Source organism: Frondihabitans sp. PhB161 (assembly GCF_003814635.1).
Classification (GTDB): domain Bacteria; phylum Actinomycetota; class Actinomycetes; order Actinomycetales; family Microbacteriaceae; genus Frondihabitans.
Window position 1 is genome coordinate 161,256 of record NZ_RKQW01000003.1, and the last position, 16,067, is coordinate 177,322.

Annotated in this window: 14 protein-coding genes; 7 read left to right on the forward strand and 7 right to left on the reverse strand. The window is 64.3% G+C overall.

The window, feature by feature from the left end:
• Positions 1 to 50 precede the first annotated feature (50 nt).
• On the reverse strand, positions 51 to 644 hold the full coding sequence (locus tag EDF39_RS12755) for a DUF3043 domain-containing protein (RefSeq protein WP_233573121.1): 594 nt from the start codon (positions 642 to 644) through the stop codon (positions 51 to 53).
• A 44-nt stretch (positions 645 to 688) separates the two neighbouring features.
• Here EDF39_RS12755 and EDF39_RS12760 point away from each other — a divergent pair, with 44 nt between their 5' ends.
• The 5 genes from EDF39_RS12760 (at position 689) to EDF39_RS12780 (ending at position 5,857) form a co-directional block, all read left to right on the forward strand.
• Positions 689 to 2,110 (forward strand): dipeptidase, encoded by a 1,422-nt coding sequence (locus EDF39_RS12760; protein WP_055957559.1) that lies wholly within the window; start codon positions 689 to 691, stop codon positions 2,108 to 2,110.
• A 51-nt stretch (positions 2,111 to 2,161) separates the two neighbouring features.
• Positions 2,162 to 2,524: an iron-sulfur cluster insertion protein ErpA gene (gene erpA / locus EDF39_RS12765; RefSeq protein WP_055957562.1), complete on the forward strand. Its 363-nt coding sequence runs from the start codon at positions 2,162 to 2,164 to the stop codon at positions 2,522 to 2,524.
• A 251-nt stretch (positions 2,525 to 2,775) separates the two neighbouring features.
• On the forward strand, positions 2,776 to 3,672 hold the full coding sequence (gene coxB, locus EDF39_RS12770; RefSeq protein WP_055957565.1) for a cytochrome c oxidase subunit II: 897 nt from the start codon (positions 2,776 to 2,778) through the stop codon (positions 3,670 to 3,672).
• Positions 3,673 to 3,681: 9 nt separating this feature from the next.
• On the forward strand, positions 3,682 to 5,427 hold the full coding sequence (gene ctaD, locus EDF39_RS12775; RefSeq protein WP_055957568.1) for a cytochrome c oxidase subunit I: 1,746 nt from the start codon (positions 3,682 to 3,684) through the stop codon (positions 5,425 to 5,427).
• A 7-nt stretch (positions 5,428 to 5,434) separates the two neighbouring features.
• Complete coding sequence (locus EDF39_RS12780) at positions 5,435 to 5,857, forward strand: cytochrome c oxidase subunit 4 (RefSeq protein ID WP_055957571.1); 423 nt, start codon at positions 5,435 to 5,437, stop codon at positions 5,855 to 5,857.
• A gap of 1,032 nt (positions 5,858 to 6,889) precedes the next feature.
• On the opposite strand, the gene EDF39_RS12785 is transcribed toward EDF39_RS12780, so the two are convergent.
• The 4 genes from EDF39_RS12785 to EDF39_RS12800 all read right to left on the reverse strand — a co-directional run bounded on the left by EDF39_RS12785 (position 6,890) and on the right by EDF39_RS12800 (position 11,231).
• The gene (locus EDF39_RS12785) at positions 6,890 to 8,578 is read right to left on the reverse strand and encodes a ubiquinol-cytochrome c reductase cytochrome b subunit (protein ID WP_123943704.1); all 1,689 of its coding nucleotides are present in this window, start codon (positions 8,576 to 8,578) and stop codon (positions 6,890 to 6,892) included.
• Complete coding sequence (locus EDF39_RS12790) at positions 8,575 to 9,645, reverse strand: ubiquinol-cytochrome c reductase iron-sulfur subunit (protein WP_123943706.1); 1,071 nt, start codon at positions 9,643 to 9,645, stop codon at positions 8,575 to 8,577. The genes EDF39_RS12785 and EDF39_RS12790 overlap by 4 nt, the downstream gene beginning before the upstream one ends.
• Before the next feature lie 74 nt (positions 9,646 to 9,719).
• The gene (locus EDF39_RS12795) at positions 9,720 to 10,574 is read right to left on the reverse strand and encodes a c-type cytochrome (protein WP_123943708.1); all 855 of its coding nucleotides are present in this window, start codon (positions 10,572 to 10,574) and stop codon (positions 9,720 to 9,722) included.
• A 21-nt stretch (positions 10,575 to 10,595) separates the two neighbouring features.
• Complete coding sequence (locus EDF39_RS12800; protein ID WP_084815852.1) at positions 10,596 to 11,231, reverse strand: heme-copper oxidase subunit III; 636 nt, start codon at positions 11,229 to 11,231, stop codon at positions 10,596 to 10,598.
• 101 nt (positions 11,232 to 11,332) lie between these two features.
• Between EDF39_RS12800 and trpD the strand changes: the two genes are divergently transcribed.
• Complete coding sequence (gene trpD, locus EDF39_RS12805) at positions 11,333 to 12,385, forward strand: anthranilate phosphoribosyltransferase (protein ID WP_123943710.1); 1,053 nt, start codon at positions 11,333 to 11,335, stop codon at positions 12,383 to 12,385.
• A gap of 67 nt (positions 12,386 to 12,452) precedes the next feature.
• Here the strand turns inward: trpD and glpK are convergent, their stop codons facing one another.
• Together glpK and EDF39_RS12815 are read right to left on the reverse strand one after the other, a co-directional pair.
• On the reverse strand, positions 12,453 to 13,970 hold the full coding sequence (glpK, locus tag EDF39_RS12810) for a glycerol kinase GlpK (protein WP_123943711.1): 1,518 nt from the start codon (positions 13,968 to 13,970) through the stop codon (positions 12,453 to 12,455).
• Positions 13,971 to 14,092: 122 nt separating this feature from the next.
• Positions 14,093 to 14,812, reverse strand: a complete 720-nt coding sequence (locus EDF39_RS12815) for an MIP/aquaporin family protein (protein WP_123943713.1) — start codon at positions 14,810 to 14,812, stop codon at positions 14,093 to 14,095.
• 219 nt (positions 14,813 to 15,031) lie between these two features.
• On the opposite strand from EDF39_RS12815, the gene dhaK reads away from it, so the two are divergent.
• Positions 15,032 to 16,033, forward strand: coding sequence for a dihydroxyacetone kinase subunit DhaK (gene dhaK, locus EDF39_RS12820; RefSeq protein WP_123943715.1), 1,002 nt, complete (start codon positions 15,032 to 15,034; stop codon positions 16,031 to 16,033).
• Positions 16,034 to 16,067: the final 34 nt, after the last annotated feature.

The following is a 16,067-nucleotide window of genomic DNA, read 5'->3' on the forward strand; positions in this document are numbered from 1 at the left end:
CACGTGCCCCCGGATCCTTCTTTTATGGCCCTGTGAAAGCCCGCGCGGCCCTACGCCGTCGGGAACTCGCCCCGCTTGACCTGCGGCTTCGGCAAGCGCATCGGCTTCATCTGCAGCGCGCGCATCGCGGCATACCAGCGGAGGCCGGTCTCGACCTTGTCGGCACCGCCGTGAGCGGCAGCCAGCTTGGAGCGGATGCGCTGGCCGACGAGGAGGCAGTCGATGATCGCGAAGACGAAGAAACCCCAGAGGGCGATGAGCGTGAACGCCGATGCGGCGGGGATCAGGCTGAGGAGGATCACGATCACCATGATCGGGATCATGGCCTCGCCGACGCTCCAGCGAGCGTCGATGTAGTCGCGGACGTACTTGCGCTGTTCGCCCTTGTCGCGGGCGGGGAGGAACTTCTCTTCGCCGTTCGCGAGCCCGATGCGAGCCCGGTTGCGCTGTTCGGCGACGCGTCCGCGCTGCTCTTTGCGGGCCTCTTTGCCCACGGGGACGAGAGGTCGACGGTTGGCGGCCTCGCGCTCTTTGCGGCTGGGAGTCGGCCGACCCTTGCCGACCGGAGAGTCGACCGCGGTGGTGAACTCGGACGTCGTCTTCGACGCCGAGTTGTCGGGGGAGATGATGGGTGCCTTGGCCACGAGTGATCCTTGCAAGTTCGTCGGAGTACCTAAGATTACCTGTCATGACCGAGACCTCCTACCCCATCGAGCCGACCGACGCCGAACTCGCAGGGAAGCTGCGAGAGAGCGTCCACGCGGCTCTTCCGTCTTCCATCGCCGATCTGTCGTCGCTCGTGAAAATCCCGAGCGTCTCGTGGGACAGCTTCGATCCCGAGAACGTCGTGGCGAGCTCGCAGGCCGTCGCCGCGCTCGTCGAGTCGACAGGACTGTTCGACAGCGTGAAGACGAGCCGTGCGCCGATCGAGGGCGACGTGCTCGGTCACCCCGCGGTCCTCGCGACGCGAGCCGCCCGCAACGGCCGGCCCACCGTGCTCCTGTATGCCCACCACGATGTCCAGCCCGAAGGGCGGGCTGAGCTGTGGGAGACCCCGCCGTTCGAACCCACGGTCCGCGGGGATCGGCTGTACGGGCGCGGTGCCTCCGACGACAAGGCGGGCGTCATGACGCACGTGGCGGCCCTCCGAGCCGTCCACGAGGTACTCGGTGACGACCTCAACGTCGGCGTCGTCGTCTTTATCGAGGGCGAAGAGGAGTTCGGCTCCCGCTCGTTCACGAACTTCCTCGCGCAGCACCGCGACGAACTCGCGGCCGACCTGATCATCGTCGCCGACGCCGACAACCCCTCGACGACCGTCCCCGGGCTCACCGTCGGGCTCCGCGGCAACGTCACCTTCAAGCTGACCGTCTCGACGCTGTCGCACGCTTCGCACTCTGGCATGAACGGGGGAGCGGTTCCTGACGGCATGCTCGCCATGATCAAGCTCCTGGCCACCCTGCACGACGACGAAGGATCCGTCGCAGTCGCCGGTCTTACCTCTCGTGAGGGCGACTACCCCGACTATCCCGAATCCCAGCTCCGCGAAGAGACCGGCCTTCTCGAGGGCGTCTCGCCGATCGGCACCGGCCACATCCTCAGCCGTCTCTGGTCGAAGCCCTCGATCACGGTCACCGGCATCGATGCGCCCAGCGTGCTCAACGCCTCCAACACCCTCAGCCCCGAGGTGTCGGTCAAGATCAGCGCCCGGGTCGCCCCCGGGCAGACGGCGGCTGCGGCGTTCGACGCTCTCGAAGCGCACCTGCGCGCGCACGCTCCCTTCGGTGCGCACGTCGAGATCGACGACGTCGACCGCGGCAACGCGTTCCTCGTCGACACGTCCGGCTGGGGAGTGGCCGAGGGCCTGCAGGCTCTCGAGGAGGGCTGGGGTGCGGCACCGCTCCAGGTCGGAGCCGGCGGATCGATTCCGTTCATCGCCGATCTCGCCGAGGTGTTCCCCGAAGCGCAGATCCTGGTCACCGGTGTGGAAGATCCCGACACCCGCGCTCACAGCCCGAACGAATCTCAGCACCTGGGCGTGTTCCACAGGTCGATTCTCAGCGAGGCTCTCCTGCTCGCGAGGCTCGACGGCCGAACCATCGAGGATTAGAATCAACTCAGTCGTGCACTCGTGCACATTCCGCTCTCGAAGGAGGCACTCATGACCGACACACTCACCACTTCCGTCGACACCAAGGCCCACGGCATCGGCCTCACCGATGCCGCCGCGACCAAGGTCAAGAACCTCCTCACGCAAGAGGGTCGCGACGATCTTCGTCTGCGCGTCGCCGTCCAGCCCGGTGGTTGCTCGGGGCTCATCTACCAGCTCTACTTCGATGAGCGTCTGCTCGAAAACGACGCCACGGTCGACTTCGAGGGTGTTGAGGTCGTCGTCGACAAGATGAGCGTCCCCTACCTCGATGGCGCTTCCATCGACTTCGAAGACACCATCGAGAAGCAGGGCTTCACGATCGACAACCCCAACGCGCAGGGTTCCTGCGCGTGTGGCGACTCCTTCCACTAGGGGTCACCGGGTGGCCAAACCGCCCGCGTGAAGGCTTCGTGCACTTCGCTCACAGTGAACGAAAGGGAACCATTCAGAAGAATGGTTCCCTTTCGTTTTTTCGTCTCCACATCGAGCGAACCGCGGGGGCGAGCGGCGGAAGCACCTCCAGCCTGCGAGTAGGCTAAGCATGTTCCGTTTCTTACTGTGAGCCCTCGGGCCCGGTGACGAAATGGGGCGCGCCCCACAGTTGAGTCATCCGAGAGGTAACAGTGCGCTCAAAACGTCGTCTCCGACTCGCAGCCATTCCCGTGGCTGCAGTCTCGATCCTTGCCCTGTCGGGCTGCACCGAGCAGCAGATGATGGGATGGCTCCCGACGGAGCGCGGCACGACTAACCACGTCAACGCCACCATCGGTCTCTGGGTCACCTCCTGGATCGTCCTCCTCGGAGTGGGTCTCATCACCTGGGCGCTGATCATCTGGGCAGTCGTCGTGTACCGCCGCCGCAAGGCCGACACGGGCCTGCCCGTCCAGCTCCGCTACAACATGCCGATCGAGATCTTCTACACGATCGTGCCGCTGTTCCTCGTGCTCGGCTTCTTCTTCTTTACGGCCCGTGACCAGGCCGACATCGAGAAGCCGACCGCCAACCCCGATCAGACCATCACGGTCTACGGCAAGCGTTGGGCATGGGACTTCAACTACATGGACACCGCCAACAAGGCGAACAGTGTCTACTACCAGGGCATCCAGGCGCAGGAGCTCGGCGACGGCAACGTCGACGAGTCCAAGCTGCCGACACTGCACCTCCCCGTCGGCGAGACGATCAAGATCGAACTCAAGTCTCGCGACGTCATCCACTCCTTCTGGGTCGTCGACTTTCTCTACAAGAAAGACATGATCCCTGGCAAGACGAACTACGAGTACTTCACCCCTCTCAAAGAGGGCACCTTCACGGGTAAGTGCGCGGAGCTGTGCGGCGAGTACCACTCGCTCATGCTCTTCAACGTGAAGGTCGAGTCGAAAGCCGACTACCAGGCTTATCTCGACACGCTCCGTACCGAGGGCAACGTGGGTGACCTGGGCGACCAGTACAACACCAACACCAACGAACCTGACAACAAGGCCCCGGTCGCCGCAGGCACCGACAGCACCTCGAGCAAGTAAGGCCATTCGATGAGCTCAGCCACTGCAACCCGTCCTGCGACCGGCGGTCAATCGTCACAGCAGAACTTCAACACGACGCGCGTCGGCCGTAAGGGCAACGTCGTCGTCCGGTGGATCACCTCCACCGACCACAAGGTCCTCGGGTACATGTACCTGATCACCTCGTTCGTCTACTTCCTCATCGGGGGAGTGATGGCGCTTGTCATTCGAGCGCAGCTCTTCGCGCCCGGTGTTGACATCCTGCAGACCAAAGAGCAGTACAACCAGCTCTTCACCATGCACGGCACGATCATGCTGCTGCTGTTCGCCACTCCGCTCTTCTCCGGCTTCGCGAACGCAATCATGCCGCTGCAGATCGGTGCACCCGACGTTGCGTTCCCGCGTCTGAACGGCTTCGCGTTCTGGCTGTACTTCTTCGGTGCCATCGTGGTCATCGCCGGGTTCCTCACCCCGGCGGGTGCGGCGTCCTTCGGCTGGTTCGCCTATGCGCCGCTGTCCGACACGACCTTCACTCCCGGGCTCGGCGGAAACCTCTGGGTCTTCGGCCTCGCCCTGACCGGGTTCTCGACGATCCTCGGTGGCGTTAACTTCATCACGACGATCATCACCATGCGCGCCCCGGGCATGACGATGTTCCGCATGCCCATCTTCGTGTGGAACACCCTCGTCACGTCGATCCTCGTGATCATGGCCTTCCCGGTTCTCGCAGCGGCCCTCTTCGGACTCGGTTTCGACCGAGTCTTCGATGCCAACGTCTTCAACCCCGCCAACGGCGGTGCCATCCTCTGGCAGCACCTCTTCTGGTTCTTCGGCCACCCCGAGGTCTACATCATCGCGCTGCCGTTCTTCGGCATCGTCTCCGAGATCTTCCCCGTCTTCAGCCGCAAGCCGATCTTCGGGTACAAGACCCTCATCTACGCCACCATCGCGATCGCTGCTCTGTCGGTGACCGTGTGGGCGCACCACATGTACGTCACGGGTTCCGTGCTCCTGCCGTTCTTCTCGCTGATGACAATGCTCATCGCGGTACCGACCGGCGTGAAGATCTTCAACTGGGTCGGAACCATGTGGCGCGGCTCGATCACGTTCGAGACCCCCATGCTCTGGGCGATCGGGTTCCTGATCACCTTCACGTTCGGTGGTCTGACCGGTGTGATCTTGGCATCGCCTCCTCTCGACTTCCACGTGTCCGACTCCTACTTCGTGGTGGCGCATTTCCACTACGTGGTGTTCGGTACGGTCGTCTTCGCCATGTTCGCCGGCTTCTACTTCTGGTGGCCGAAGTGGACGGGCAAGATGCTCAACGAGCGTCTCGGCAAGATCCACTTCTGGCTCCTGTTCGTCGGGTTCCACACCACGTTCCTGATCCAGCACTGGCTTGGCGTGATGGGTATGCCGCGTCGGTACGCGACCTATCAGCCCGAAGACGGCTTCGAGTGGATGAACCAGCTCTCGACGGTGGGTGCCATGCTCCTCGGCGTCTCGATGCTGCCCTTCATCTACAACGTCTACATCACCGCTCGGGTTGCTCCGAAGGTGGCCGTGAACGACCCCTGGGGTTACTCGCGTTCGCTCGAGTGGGCCACGTCGTGCCCGCCGCCGCGTCACAACTTCACGTCGATCCCGCGCATCCGTTCGGAGTCTCCGGCATTCGATCTGAACCACCCCGAGGCGGGTCTCCCCGTCGGTGTGGGTCCGTTGAAAGACGCCCCTGACGCCCCCACGTACGACGCTTCCGACGAGAAAGTAAAGTAGTCCGGCAATGAGAGCCCAATCGAACATCTTCTGGATCCTCGCGGTCTTCTTCTTCGTGGCCGACGCGGGCTACACCGTCTGGAGTCTCCTGTCGACTGAGTTCCAGAAAGTGGAGTGGACGGGAACGCTCGGTATCGGCCTGGCCGGCATCATGTCGGTGTTCCTCGGCTACTACATGAACCGGTCGCACTTCGCCCAGTCGGGTGAACTGCCCGAAGACCGCCTCGACGCGAACATCGACGACGGCGACCCCGAGATCGGGTTCTTCAACCCGTTCAGCTGGTGGCCCATCTTCCTGGCCGCCGGTTGCACGATCGTCTTCCTGTCGCTCGCCGTCGGAATCTGGTTGATCTTCTTCGGTGTCGCCCTCACGGCGATTGCTCTCGTCGGGTGGGTCTACGAGAACTACCGCGGCGTCTACAAGCACTAAGCACCACTGACGCATCTCATGCTGAGCGGGGCACCACCTTCGGGTGGTGCCCCGCTTTCGTGTACGCCCGGATAGCTGGGCGCCTCAGAGCCGCACCTAACCGGCCGAGCCGCCCAGAGGACGTGGATGGCGGTAGAGGGTGGCTGCGACGGCCGTGGAGGCTCCTGCGCCACGGCTGCCGAACCTCCGCGCCGGTGGGTGCCCGCGAGGCGATTAGCCGACGTGGGCCCGTCCGAACGGATGGTGAGCCGGGCTGCGAACACGGAGTGAGCTAGAGGCGGCGTGTGAGCACGAAAGACCGCAGGATCCGGCAGACGTACTGGGGCCAGCTGCGACGGGCCTGGCGGCGTCTGCCGGATCCTGCGGTCCCCTGGGGCCGTCCTGCGCTGGCGGGCTAGCGCCGAGCATCTCGCCCGCGCCCGCGCCCGCCGCGTCTCCGTTGACGAGGTGATCGCTGCAGTGGCCTACGGGGCTCAAGTTCGGGTGCGCTTGCGTGATCGTGTAGGGCTCGCGGTTGCCGACCTCGATGGGACCCATGGGGCTCGCGGTATGTCACGAACCGTTTCACGCACGACTGACTGTTTTTGCGGTTAGCCATGCGTGATTCGGTTAGCCAAGGCTCGATTGATCCGGGCCGCTGCTAGACAACGGGATGTTTTGTGGGTGCAATCTGTCCGCCGGCGGCGCCCGCCGCATTCGACGGCCCTCCAGGGCACGCAATGCGGGTCGCCCCGGGCTTGTGGCCTCAGCAGGACCTCATGTTGGACCTCCTGAAACCGACGATGGCGTCGCACGTCATTCGCCGCGGGTTGGCGGTGTCGCTCATAGTCCCGTTTCGCGCGTTTAGTCGCGAAAGGGCACGACTAGACCCCCGAAACGCGACTACGAGTGCGACCGCCCACGGGCCCTGGATGAGGAGCAGCGCGTCCTGCGCCCGAAACGGGCCTGCCCGAACCATCGACCATCACCCCACAACACGACGAAACCCGCCCGCACCGGAGGGTGCGAGCGGGTTTCGGGGGAGCGGAGCTGCTAGTGCTTGCCGCCGGGGCCGCCATCGATCTCGGCGTGCGAGTCGTGGTGTGCGGCCTCGATCTCAGCCTTGGTAACGGGCGAGATGCGATCTTCGAAGAAGAAGCCCGACACCGATGCACGGATGCGCTCGACAGGAGTCACGACACCACGCGCATTCGGTCGAACCATGAGCGGCTCGTACTCGTTGTAGCTGACGAGGTTCCAGCGCTCGTAGTCGGTCAGCGGCTCGTGGACCTCGATGTACTCGCCGCCGGGGAGGCGGACGATGCGACCAGACTCGTGACCGTGAAGAACGATCTCGCGATCCTTCTTCTGCAGCGCGAGGCAGACCCGCTTCGTGATCCAGAAGGCGATGAACGGACCGATCACCGTCAAGAACTGCATGACGTGGATGACCTGGTTCAGCGACAGCTTGAAGTGAGTCGCCATGAGGTCAGACGAAGCTGCAGCCCAGAGCGCTGCGTACAGCGTCATGAGAGCGGCACCGATAGCCGTGCGGGTCGGGGCGTTACGCGGGCGGTCGAGGATGTGGTGCTCACGCTTGTCGCCGGTGACCCAACCCTCGATGAAGGGATAGAAGGCAACGGTAGCGAGCAGACCCATCAGCACGACGATCGGCACGAGGATGTTGAACGAGACGGTGTATCCGCCCCAGACGACTTCCCAGTGCGGCGGGGCGAGACGCAGAGCACCGTCGGCGAACCCGATGTACCAGTCAGGCTGGGTACCGGCGGAGACGGGCGAGGGGTCGTACGGGCCGTAGTTCCAGATCGGGTTGATCGTGAACAGCGAGGCGATCAGCACGATCACGCCGAAGACGATGAAGAAGAACCCACCGGCCTTCGCAGCGAAGACGGGCATCACCGGAACACCGACGACGTTGTTGTTCGTCTTGCCGGGGCCAGCGAACTGCGTGTGCTTGTTGATGATGAGCAGGAGCAGGTGAGCGCCGAGCATGGCGATCAGAAGAGCCGGCAGCAACATGATGTGCAATGAGTAGAGGCGGCTGACGACCGCGGTGCCGGGGAACTCTCCGCCGAAGAGGAGGTAGCTGATCCAGACGCCGATGACGGGGATGCCCTTGACCATTCCGTCGATGATCCGCAGACCGTTACCGGACAGCAGGTCGTCGGGGAGCGAGTAGCCGGTGAAGCCCTCAGCGAGAGCCAGGATGAACAGGACGAAGCCGATGAACCAGTTGATCTCGCGGGGCTTGCGGAACGCACCGGTGAAGTAGATGCGCAGCATGTGCAGGCCGATGGCCGCGATGAAGAGCAAGGCCGCCCAGTGGTGGATCTGACGGAACAGGAGACCACCGCGGATGTCGAACGAGATGTTCAGCGCCGACTGCATCGCGGCCGACATGTCAATTCCCTTGAGCGGCACATACGAGCCGTTGTAGGTGACCTCGGCCATGGATGGCTGGAAGAAGAAGGTCAGGAACGTACCCGACAGCAGGATGACGACAAAGCTGTAGAGTGCGACCTCGCCGAGCATGAACGACCAGTGGTCGGGGAAGATCTTGCGACCGACCTCTTTGACGAGTCCGGAGATGCTGGTGCGCTCGTCGACATAGTTGGCGGCGGCACCCATGAACTTCATGCCCTTGGCCGGTCGAGCCGGGGCGTTGCCCTGTTCGGCGTAGCTGGTGGGCTGGGATTCGGTGGTTGTGGTGGTGGTGATCATGCGCGGTCACGCTCCCAGAAACTCGGGCCTACGGGCTCGTGGAAATCGCTCTGAGCCACGAGGTAGCCTTCGGCGTCGACCGTGATGGGCAGCTGGGGGAGCGGCCGAGAGGCCGGGCCGAAGATGACCTTGCAGTTGTCGGTGACGTCGAACGTCGACTGGTGGCAGGGGCAGAGCAGGTGGTGGGTCTGCTGTTCGTACAGCGCGACCGGGCATCCGACGTGAGTGCAGATCTTGGAGTAGGCAACGATTCCGTTGTACTGCCAGTTTTCACGGCCCTCGGGCTCATTGAGGTCGTCGGGGTTGAGCCGCATGACGAGGACGGCGGCTTTGGCTTTCTCTTCGAGCAGATCTTCGGATTCGAGCAGGCTTTCCGGGATCACGTGGAAGGCCGAACCGAGGGTCACATCGGCAGCCTTAATGCGCGTGCCGGAAGGGTCAAGGGTGAGGTGCATGCCCTTTTTCCAGAGTGTATGCCGCAGCACGACATTGGGGTCGACCTTCGGGCCGAGGTCGCGGAAAATGACCACGCCGGGAAGGATGAAGGCGAAGAGCGCACCAAAGAGGCTGTTGCGGATCAGGCTGCGTCGGCCGAAACCGGACTCTTTGTTGCCGAGTTCGAACACTTCGGCGGCTTTGGCGCGAGTTGCGTCGGAGCCACGGGTGTCGTGGCGCATCTCGGTGATTTCGCGCGCCGGCATGATGGTTTTCGACCAGTGCACGGCACCGATGCCGATGGCCAGGAGGCCGAGTGCGATACCGAGACCGAGGAAGAGGTTGTTCAGCCGGATCGAGCCGGTGTCGCCCGGGGTGATCGGGAACGCGATGTAGGCGGCTACCGCGAGGCAGCTGAACACGATCGAGGCGAAGAACAGAGTGGAGACCTGGCGGGCCGCCTTCTTTTCTTCGACCGGGTCGATGTCGGTGACGCGGAGATGGTGCGCGGGCTCACCCGGGTTCTCGAAGGGATCCGTCGGGATGACCGCCGTGCCGGCGGAAACCTTCAGCGGCTCGCTCTTCTCGACAGCCGAGCCCGCCTGGGGGGTCTCGTCGTCGTGATCTGCCATGGTGCTGCCTTTCGGTGAGCTCTTCACTCTATAAATCGTTGACTCTGGGCCTAGGGAGCCCGGGGATGATGCTGCTAGTTCGAGCGGGCCGTCAGCCACACGGTGATCGCCACGATGGCGCCGAGACCGAAGATCCAGATGAACAGACCCTCAGAGACCGGACCGAGGTTGCCCAACTCGAAGCCACCGGGAGAAGGGTTCTTCTCGAGGTACTTCAGGTAGGTGATGATGTCGGCCTTCTCCTGAGGAGTGATGTTCAGGTCGTTGAACACCGGCATGTTCTGCGGGCCCGTGAGCATGGCCTCATAGATGTGCTTCGAGGTGACGCCCTTGAGTGCCGGTGCGAACTTGCCCTGCGTGAGGGCTCCACCGGCGCCGGCCACGTTGTGGCACATGGCGCAGTTGATGCGGAAGAGCTCGGCACCCTTGGCGGTGTCGCCGTTGGCCTGGAGGTACTTCGTCTCAGGCTCGGACGGACCCGTGCCGAGCGAAGCAACATAAGCGGCCATCGCCTGGATGTCTTCGTTGGTGAACTGCACCGGCTTCTTCAGCGCCTGCGGGCCATTCGCCGCCGCGGGCATGCGCCCGGTTCCGACCTGGAAGTCGACCGACGCCTCGCCGACGCCGACGAGGCTCGGGCCGGCCTCGGTACCGGAACCATTGACGTTGTGGCAGGTGGCGCAGTTCGCGGCGAAGAGCTTCTTGCCCTCGTTGACCGTGGCCTGCGAGTTGCTCGAGGTGCTGGTCTCGGCGGTGGCGGTCGACGTGAACAGCGCGTAAGCGCCACCCGTGGTGAGGAGGCCCACGACGATGAGCGAGACGGTCGCGAGGGGAGACCGGCGACCCGTTCGCTTCGACTTGGCGCCAGCCGATTTGCGGGCGCCCTTTGTCGCTGACGAAGCGAGCTTTGCTGAGGGAGAGATCTTCATGGGGAGCAGGGGATCCAATGCCTATTTGAGGATGTAGATGACCAGGAACAGGCCGATCCACACGACGTCGACGAAGTGCCAGTAGTACGAGATCACGATGGCGCTCGTGGCCTCTCGGTGACCGAAGTTCTTCACCGCGTAGGCGCGACCGATGATGAAGAGGAAGCAGAGCAGGCCGCCGGTGACGTGCGCGGCGTGGAAGCCGGTCGTCAGGTAGAAGGCGGAGCCGTAGGCGCTGGACTGCAGCGTCACGTGCTCGGAAATGAGGTTCGTGTATTCGTACATCTGGAGAGACACGAAGACGGCGCCCATGGCGTACGAGAGGAAGAACCACTCGACGAGGCCCCACTTCGAGACCTGGAAGAGCTTGCCGGTGCGCTTGCCCTGGAGGCGCTCGGCCGCGAAGACACCGAACTGGCAGGTGACGCTCGACAGCACCAGGGTGATGGTGTTGAAGGCGGCGAACGGAACGTCCAGCTTCTCGGTCTGGGAAGCCCAGAGCTCGGGAGAGGTGCTCCGCAAGGTGAAGTAGATCGCGAAGAGACCGGCGAAGAACATCACCTCGCTTCCGAGCCAGACGATGGTGCCTACGGCAGCGGTGCTGGGCCGGTTGACAACCGGTCCGCCTGAAGGTCTCGAGAGAGAGGTACTTGTCACAGGTTCATTATGGCCGATAAACCGCCGAGAATTTCGCCTCGACAGACTGCCAGTCTCGATGACGAGATATCTGAAAGAAGCCGCTCAGTAAGCTGAGAGCCATGTCGAACGCACTCTCGTGGCCCCGTCTTCTCGATTCCCTCCTGGAGGGGAACGACCTCTCGATCGCCGATGCCACCTGGGCCATGGAGCGCGTGATGGTGGGCGAGGCGACCGACTCGCAGCTCGCCGCGTTCCTCATCGCCCTGCGTGCCAAGGGCGAGACCGTGGACGAGATCGTGGGCTTCCGTGACGCGATTCTGGCGCACGCGCTGCCCCTCGCCGTCGACACCATGGGTGTCGACATCGTAGGTACCGGCGGAGATCGCTTCGGCACGGTGAACGTCTCCACCATGGCCTCGATCGTCGTGGCGTCGGCCGGAGTGCCGGTGATCAAGCACGGCAACCGGGCCGCGAGCTCCTCATCGGGGTCGTCTGACGTCTTGAGCGCTCTCGGAATCGATCTCGATCGTGACCCCGCGCGTGTCGCCGCGGTATTGGGCGAGGTCGGAATCACCTTCGCGTTCGCCGCGGCGTTCCACCCGGGCTTCAAGCACGCGGCCGCCACTCGTCGCGAGATCGGCGTGCCGACCGTGTTCAACTTTCTCGGTCCGCTCACGAACCCGGCACGGCCCGAGGCCAGTGCGGTCGGTGTGGCCAATGCCTCGAAGGTCAACCTCGTGGTCGGTGTGTTCCAGACTCGCGGCGCCACGGCCCTGGTGTTCCGCGGCGATGACGGTCTCGACGAGCTCACCACTACCGGCCACAGCCACATCTGGGAGATCTCGGGGGGCTCGGTGACCGAGCACGACCTCGACCCGCTCGAGCTCGGAATCCCGCGCTCCCGGATCGACGACCTTCTCGGCGGAGACCCCGAGCACAACGCCGAGGTGGCCCGTCGAACGCTGGCGGGGGAGCGGGGCGCGGTTCGCGACATCGTGCTTCTGAACGCGGCGGCCGGTCTGGTCTCGTTCCGACTGGCCCAGGATCCGGCCCAGCGCGATCGGCCCATCGCCGAACGCTTCCGCGAGCAGCTGGTGGTCGCCGCCGACGCCGTCGACAGTGGGCGTGCGACCGCGAAGCTCGCGGAGTGGGTGGCCGCCACGCGGGCGTGACCGCAGGCAGAAAGCCCCGCCAGGTGGATCCTGACGGGGCTTTCTCCGTGTCTCTCGGGTCAGCGCGCTAGTTCACGTCTTCGTCGACCCAGTCGAAGGTCTTCGTGACCGCCTTCTTCCAGAGTCGGATCTGACGGTCGCGTTCGGCCTCGTCCATCGACGGGGTCCAGCGGGCGTCTTCCTGCCAGTTGGCGCGGAGGTCGTCGAGGTTCGCCCAGAAGCCGACGGCGAGGCCAGCGGCGTAGGCGGCTCCGAGCGCGGTGGTCTCGGCGACCACCGGGCGGACGACGGGAACGCCGAGGATGTCGGCCTGGAACTGCATGAGAACGCTGTTCGCGGTCATGCCGCCGTCGACCTTGAGTTCGGTCAAATCGACGCCCGAGTCGGCGTTGACCGCGTCGAGAACCTCGCGGGTCTGGTACGCGGTTGCTTCGAGTGCCGCGCGGGCGATGTGACCCTTGTTCACGTACCGCGTCAGGCCGACGAGGGCTCCGCGAGCATCGGAGCGCCAATACGGCGCGAAGAGCCCGGAGAAGGCTGGTACGAAGTAGGCCCCACCGTTGTCGTCGACGGTTACGGCCAGCGTCTCGATCTCGGGAGCCGACGAGATCAGCCCTAGGTTGTCGCGCAGCCACTGCACGAGCGACCCGGTCACGGCGATCGAGCCTTCGAGGGCGTAGTGGGTCGGGCCGTCACCGAGCTTGTAGCCGATGGTCGTGAGCAGGCCGTTCTCGCTCTTGACCTTCTCCTCGCCGGTGTTGAAGATCAGGAAGTTACCGGTGCCGTAGGTGTTCTTCGACTCACCCTTGTCGAACGCGGCCTGGCCGAACGTGGCGGCCTGCTGGTCGCCGAGGATGCCCGCGATAGGCACTTCGCGGAGGAGCGAGGACGAGGAGGCATAGCCGTAGATCTCGGACGACGACTTGACCTCGGGGAGCATGGAGGCCGGGACGCCGAAGACGTCGAGGATGTCTTGGCGCCACTCGAGGGTCTCGAGGTCGAGGAACAGGGTGCGGGAGGCGTTCGTCACGTCGGTCACGTGCACGCCGCCGTCGACTCCGCCGGTGAGGTTCCAGAGCACCCAGGTGTCTGTCGTGCCGAAGAGGAGGTCGCCCGCCTCCGCCTTTTCGCGGGCACCCTCGACGTTCTCGAGGATCCAGACGATCTTCGTTCCGGCGAAGTAGGTGCTGAGGGGGAGACCGACGATGTCCTTGAAACGCTCGACCCCGCCGTCTTTCGCAAAGCGGTCCACGATCTCTTGCGTGCGGGTGTCTTGCCAGACGATCGCGTTGTACACGGGCTCGCCGGTGTTCTTATCCCAGACAACAGCGGTCTCACGCTGGTTGGTGATGCCGACGGCCTTGATGTTGTGTCGCGTGATGTTGGCACGGCTGAGTGCCTGGCCGATCACCTCGCGGGTGTTCTCCCAGATCTCTTTGGGGTTGTGCTCGACCCAGCCGGCGCGGGGGAAGATCTGTTCGTGCTCGAGTTGACCCGTCGACACGATCGAGCCCGAGTGATCGAAGACGATCGCGCGGCTCGAGGTGGTGCCCTGGTCAATTGCGAGGATGTAGTCGTCGCTCACTAGTGGTGCTCCTTCGTCGTTGATGGATGCTGCAGAGAAAGCTGATGGAGAGGGGTCGAGGCGAAAAGAACGGGTGACCTCACTCTCGCGAAATCACCCGTCCTTAGTCTGTGAGGCCCGTGTCAGGCCATGGGGAGGAAGGCCATCGACGCGAAGGCGGCGAGAGCGCCACCGACGAGCGGGCCGACGACGGGAACCCAGGCGTAGCTCCAGTCGCTGCCACCCTTGCCCTTGATGGGAAGGAAGGCGTGGGCGATGCGCGGGCCGAGGTCACGCGCGGGGTTGATCGCATAGCCGGTCGGGCCACCGAGGGAGGCGCCGATACCGACCACGAGCAGTGCGACGGGGAGAGCGCCGAGTTCGGAAGGCGACTTGCCGTTGCCGATGCCGATGATGACGAAGACGAGTACGAAGGTCGCGATGACCTCGGTCACGAAGTTCCAGCCGTAGCTGCGGATCGCCGGGCCGGTCGAGAAGACGCCGAGCTTGGCAGCCGGTTCGGGCTCCTCATCGAAGTGGTTCTTGTACGCCAGGTACACCAGCACGGCGCCGATGATGGCACCGACCATCTGCGCCAGGACATAGATAAGGAACTGCGGGAAGTCGATGTTCCCGAGGATGAGCTGCGCGATGCTGACGGCCGGGTTGAGGTGGGCACCCGACTTGTACGACACCAGGATTCCGGCGAAGACCGCGAGGCCCCAGCCGAAGTTGACCATGAGCGTTCCGCCGTTGAAGCCCTTGCTCTTGACGAGAGCGACGTTCGCGACGACGCCACCACCCAGGAGCAGGAGCATTGCGGTTCCCACCGTTTCGGAGAGAAAAATTGTTCCCAGATCCACTTCGACCGTCCTTATGTCGTCTAGGCAGAAACTCCCCTGCTGGGTGCTCTGCGGTGAGCGTGTGTCAACACAGTAGCGCTGTGCCGAGGCATTCCGATACAAACACCCTCGGACTTTGTTTCGTGTCTGGCTGTGTCCGTTAGAAGAAGGCTACGGTGGGGCAACACCCCCTGTCGTGGCGCACGTCACGGCGTGTCGCCCGCAGCCTGGAGGCCTTCAATGAAGAAGCTCATCAACGATCCGAAGAACGTCGTCGACGAATCCGTCGAGGGATTCGGGCTGGCGCACGCCGACCTGGTGACGGTCTCCCCGGATCCTCTGTTCGTCGTCCGCGCGGGGGGAGCGACGCAGGGGCGCGTCGGCATCGTCTCCGGCGGAGGCTCCGGCCACGAGCCGCTTCACGCGGGCTTCGTCGGCCACGGAATGCTCACCGCCGCCGTACCCGGTCCGGTGTTCACCTCACCCACACCCGACCCCATCGTCGCCGCCACGATCGCCTCAGACGGTGGCGCGGGCGTGCTGCACATCGTGAAGAACTACACGGGCGACGTCTTGAACTTCGAGACCGCCGCCGACCTCGCCGACGCCGAGGGAATCCGCGTCGTCTCGGCGATCGTCGACGACGACGTCGCCGTCAAAGACAGCCTGTTCACTGCTGGGCGGCGCGGCGTCGCCGGCACCGTCGTCGTGGAGAAATGCGCCGGAGCCGCGGCGGAACGGGGCGACGACCTCGATGCCGTAGCTGCCGTGGCAACGAAGGTGAACTCGGTGACCCGCACGATGGGTGTGGCCCTGGCAGCCGGCATCGTGCCGCACGCGGGGGAGCCGAGCTTCACCCTGAGCGACGACGAGATCGAGATCGGCATCGGGATCCACGGCGAGCCTGGCCGCGAGCGGATCGCGTTGGAGCCCGCCGACGCGATCGTCGATCGGATGCTCGGGCCGATCCTCGACGACCTGCCCTTCGAATCGGGTGACCGAGTGCTGCTCTTCGTCAACGGCATGGGCGGTACTCCGCTGCTCGAGCACTACATCGTCTATCGCCACGCCGCCTCCGTGCTCGCCGAGAGAGGCATCGAGGTCACGCGTAGCCTCGTAGGCAACTACGTGACGAGCCTCGAGATGCAGGGCATCTCCATCACCGTCACGAAACTCGACGACGAATTGACCGAGCTGTGGGACGCCCCTGTCGAGACCGCCGCCCTCCGGTGGGGTCGCTGAGCCGTCGGATCCTTCGGTCTGTCAGTCGAACGCA

What these genes read in the sequence shown, in the direction of transcription:
- EDF39_RS12790 (WP_123943706.1), bottom strand. Translation starts at nt 9,645, where the DNA reads ATGGCAGATCACGACGACGAGACCCCCCAGGCGGGCTCGGCTGTCGAG.
- EDF39_RS12785 (WP_123943704.1), bottom strand. Translation starts at nt 8,578, where the DNA reads ATGATCACCACCACCACAACCACCGAATCCCAGCCCACCAGCTACGCC.
- EDF39_RS12760 (WP_055957559.1), top strand. Translation starts at nt 689, where the DNA reads ATGACCGAGACCTCCTACCCCATCGAGCCGACCGACGCCGAACTCGCA.
- dhaK (WP_123943715.1), top strand. Translation starts at nt 15,032, where the DNA reads ATGAAGAAGCTCATCAACGATCCGAAGAACGTCGTCGACGAATCCGTC.
- trpD (WP_123943710.1), top strand. Translation starts at nt 11,333, where the DNA reads ATGTCGAACGCACTCTCGTGGCCCCGTCTTCTCGATTCCCTCCTGGAG.
- EDF39_RS12795 (WP_123943708.1), bottom strand. Translation starts at nt 10,574, where the DNA reads ATGAAGATCTCTCCCTCAGCAAAGCTCGCTTCGTCAGCGACAAAGGGC.
- EDF39_RS12780 (WP_055957571.1), top strand. Translation starts at nt 5,435, where the DNA reads ATGAGAGCCCAATCGAACATCTTCTGGATCCTCGCGGTCTTCTTCTTC.
- erpA (WP_055957562.1), top strand. Translation starts at nt 2,162, where the DNA reads ATGACCGACACACTCACCACTTCCGTCGACACCAAGGCCCACGGCATC.
- ctaD (WP_055957568.1), top strand. Translation starts at nt 3,682, where the DNA reads ATGAGCTCAGCCACTGCAACCCGTCCTGCGACCGGCGGTCAATCGTCA.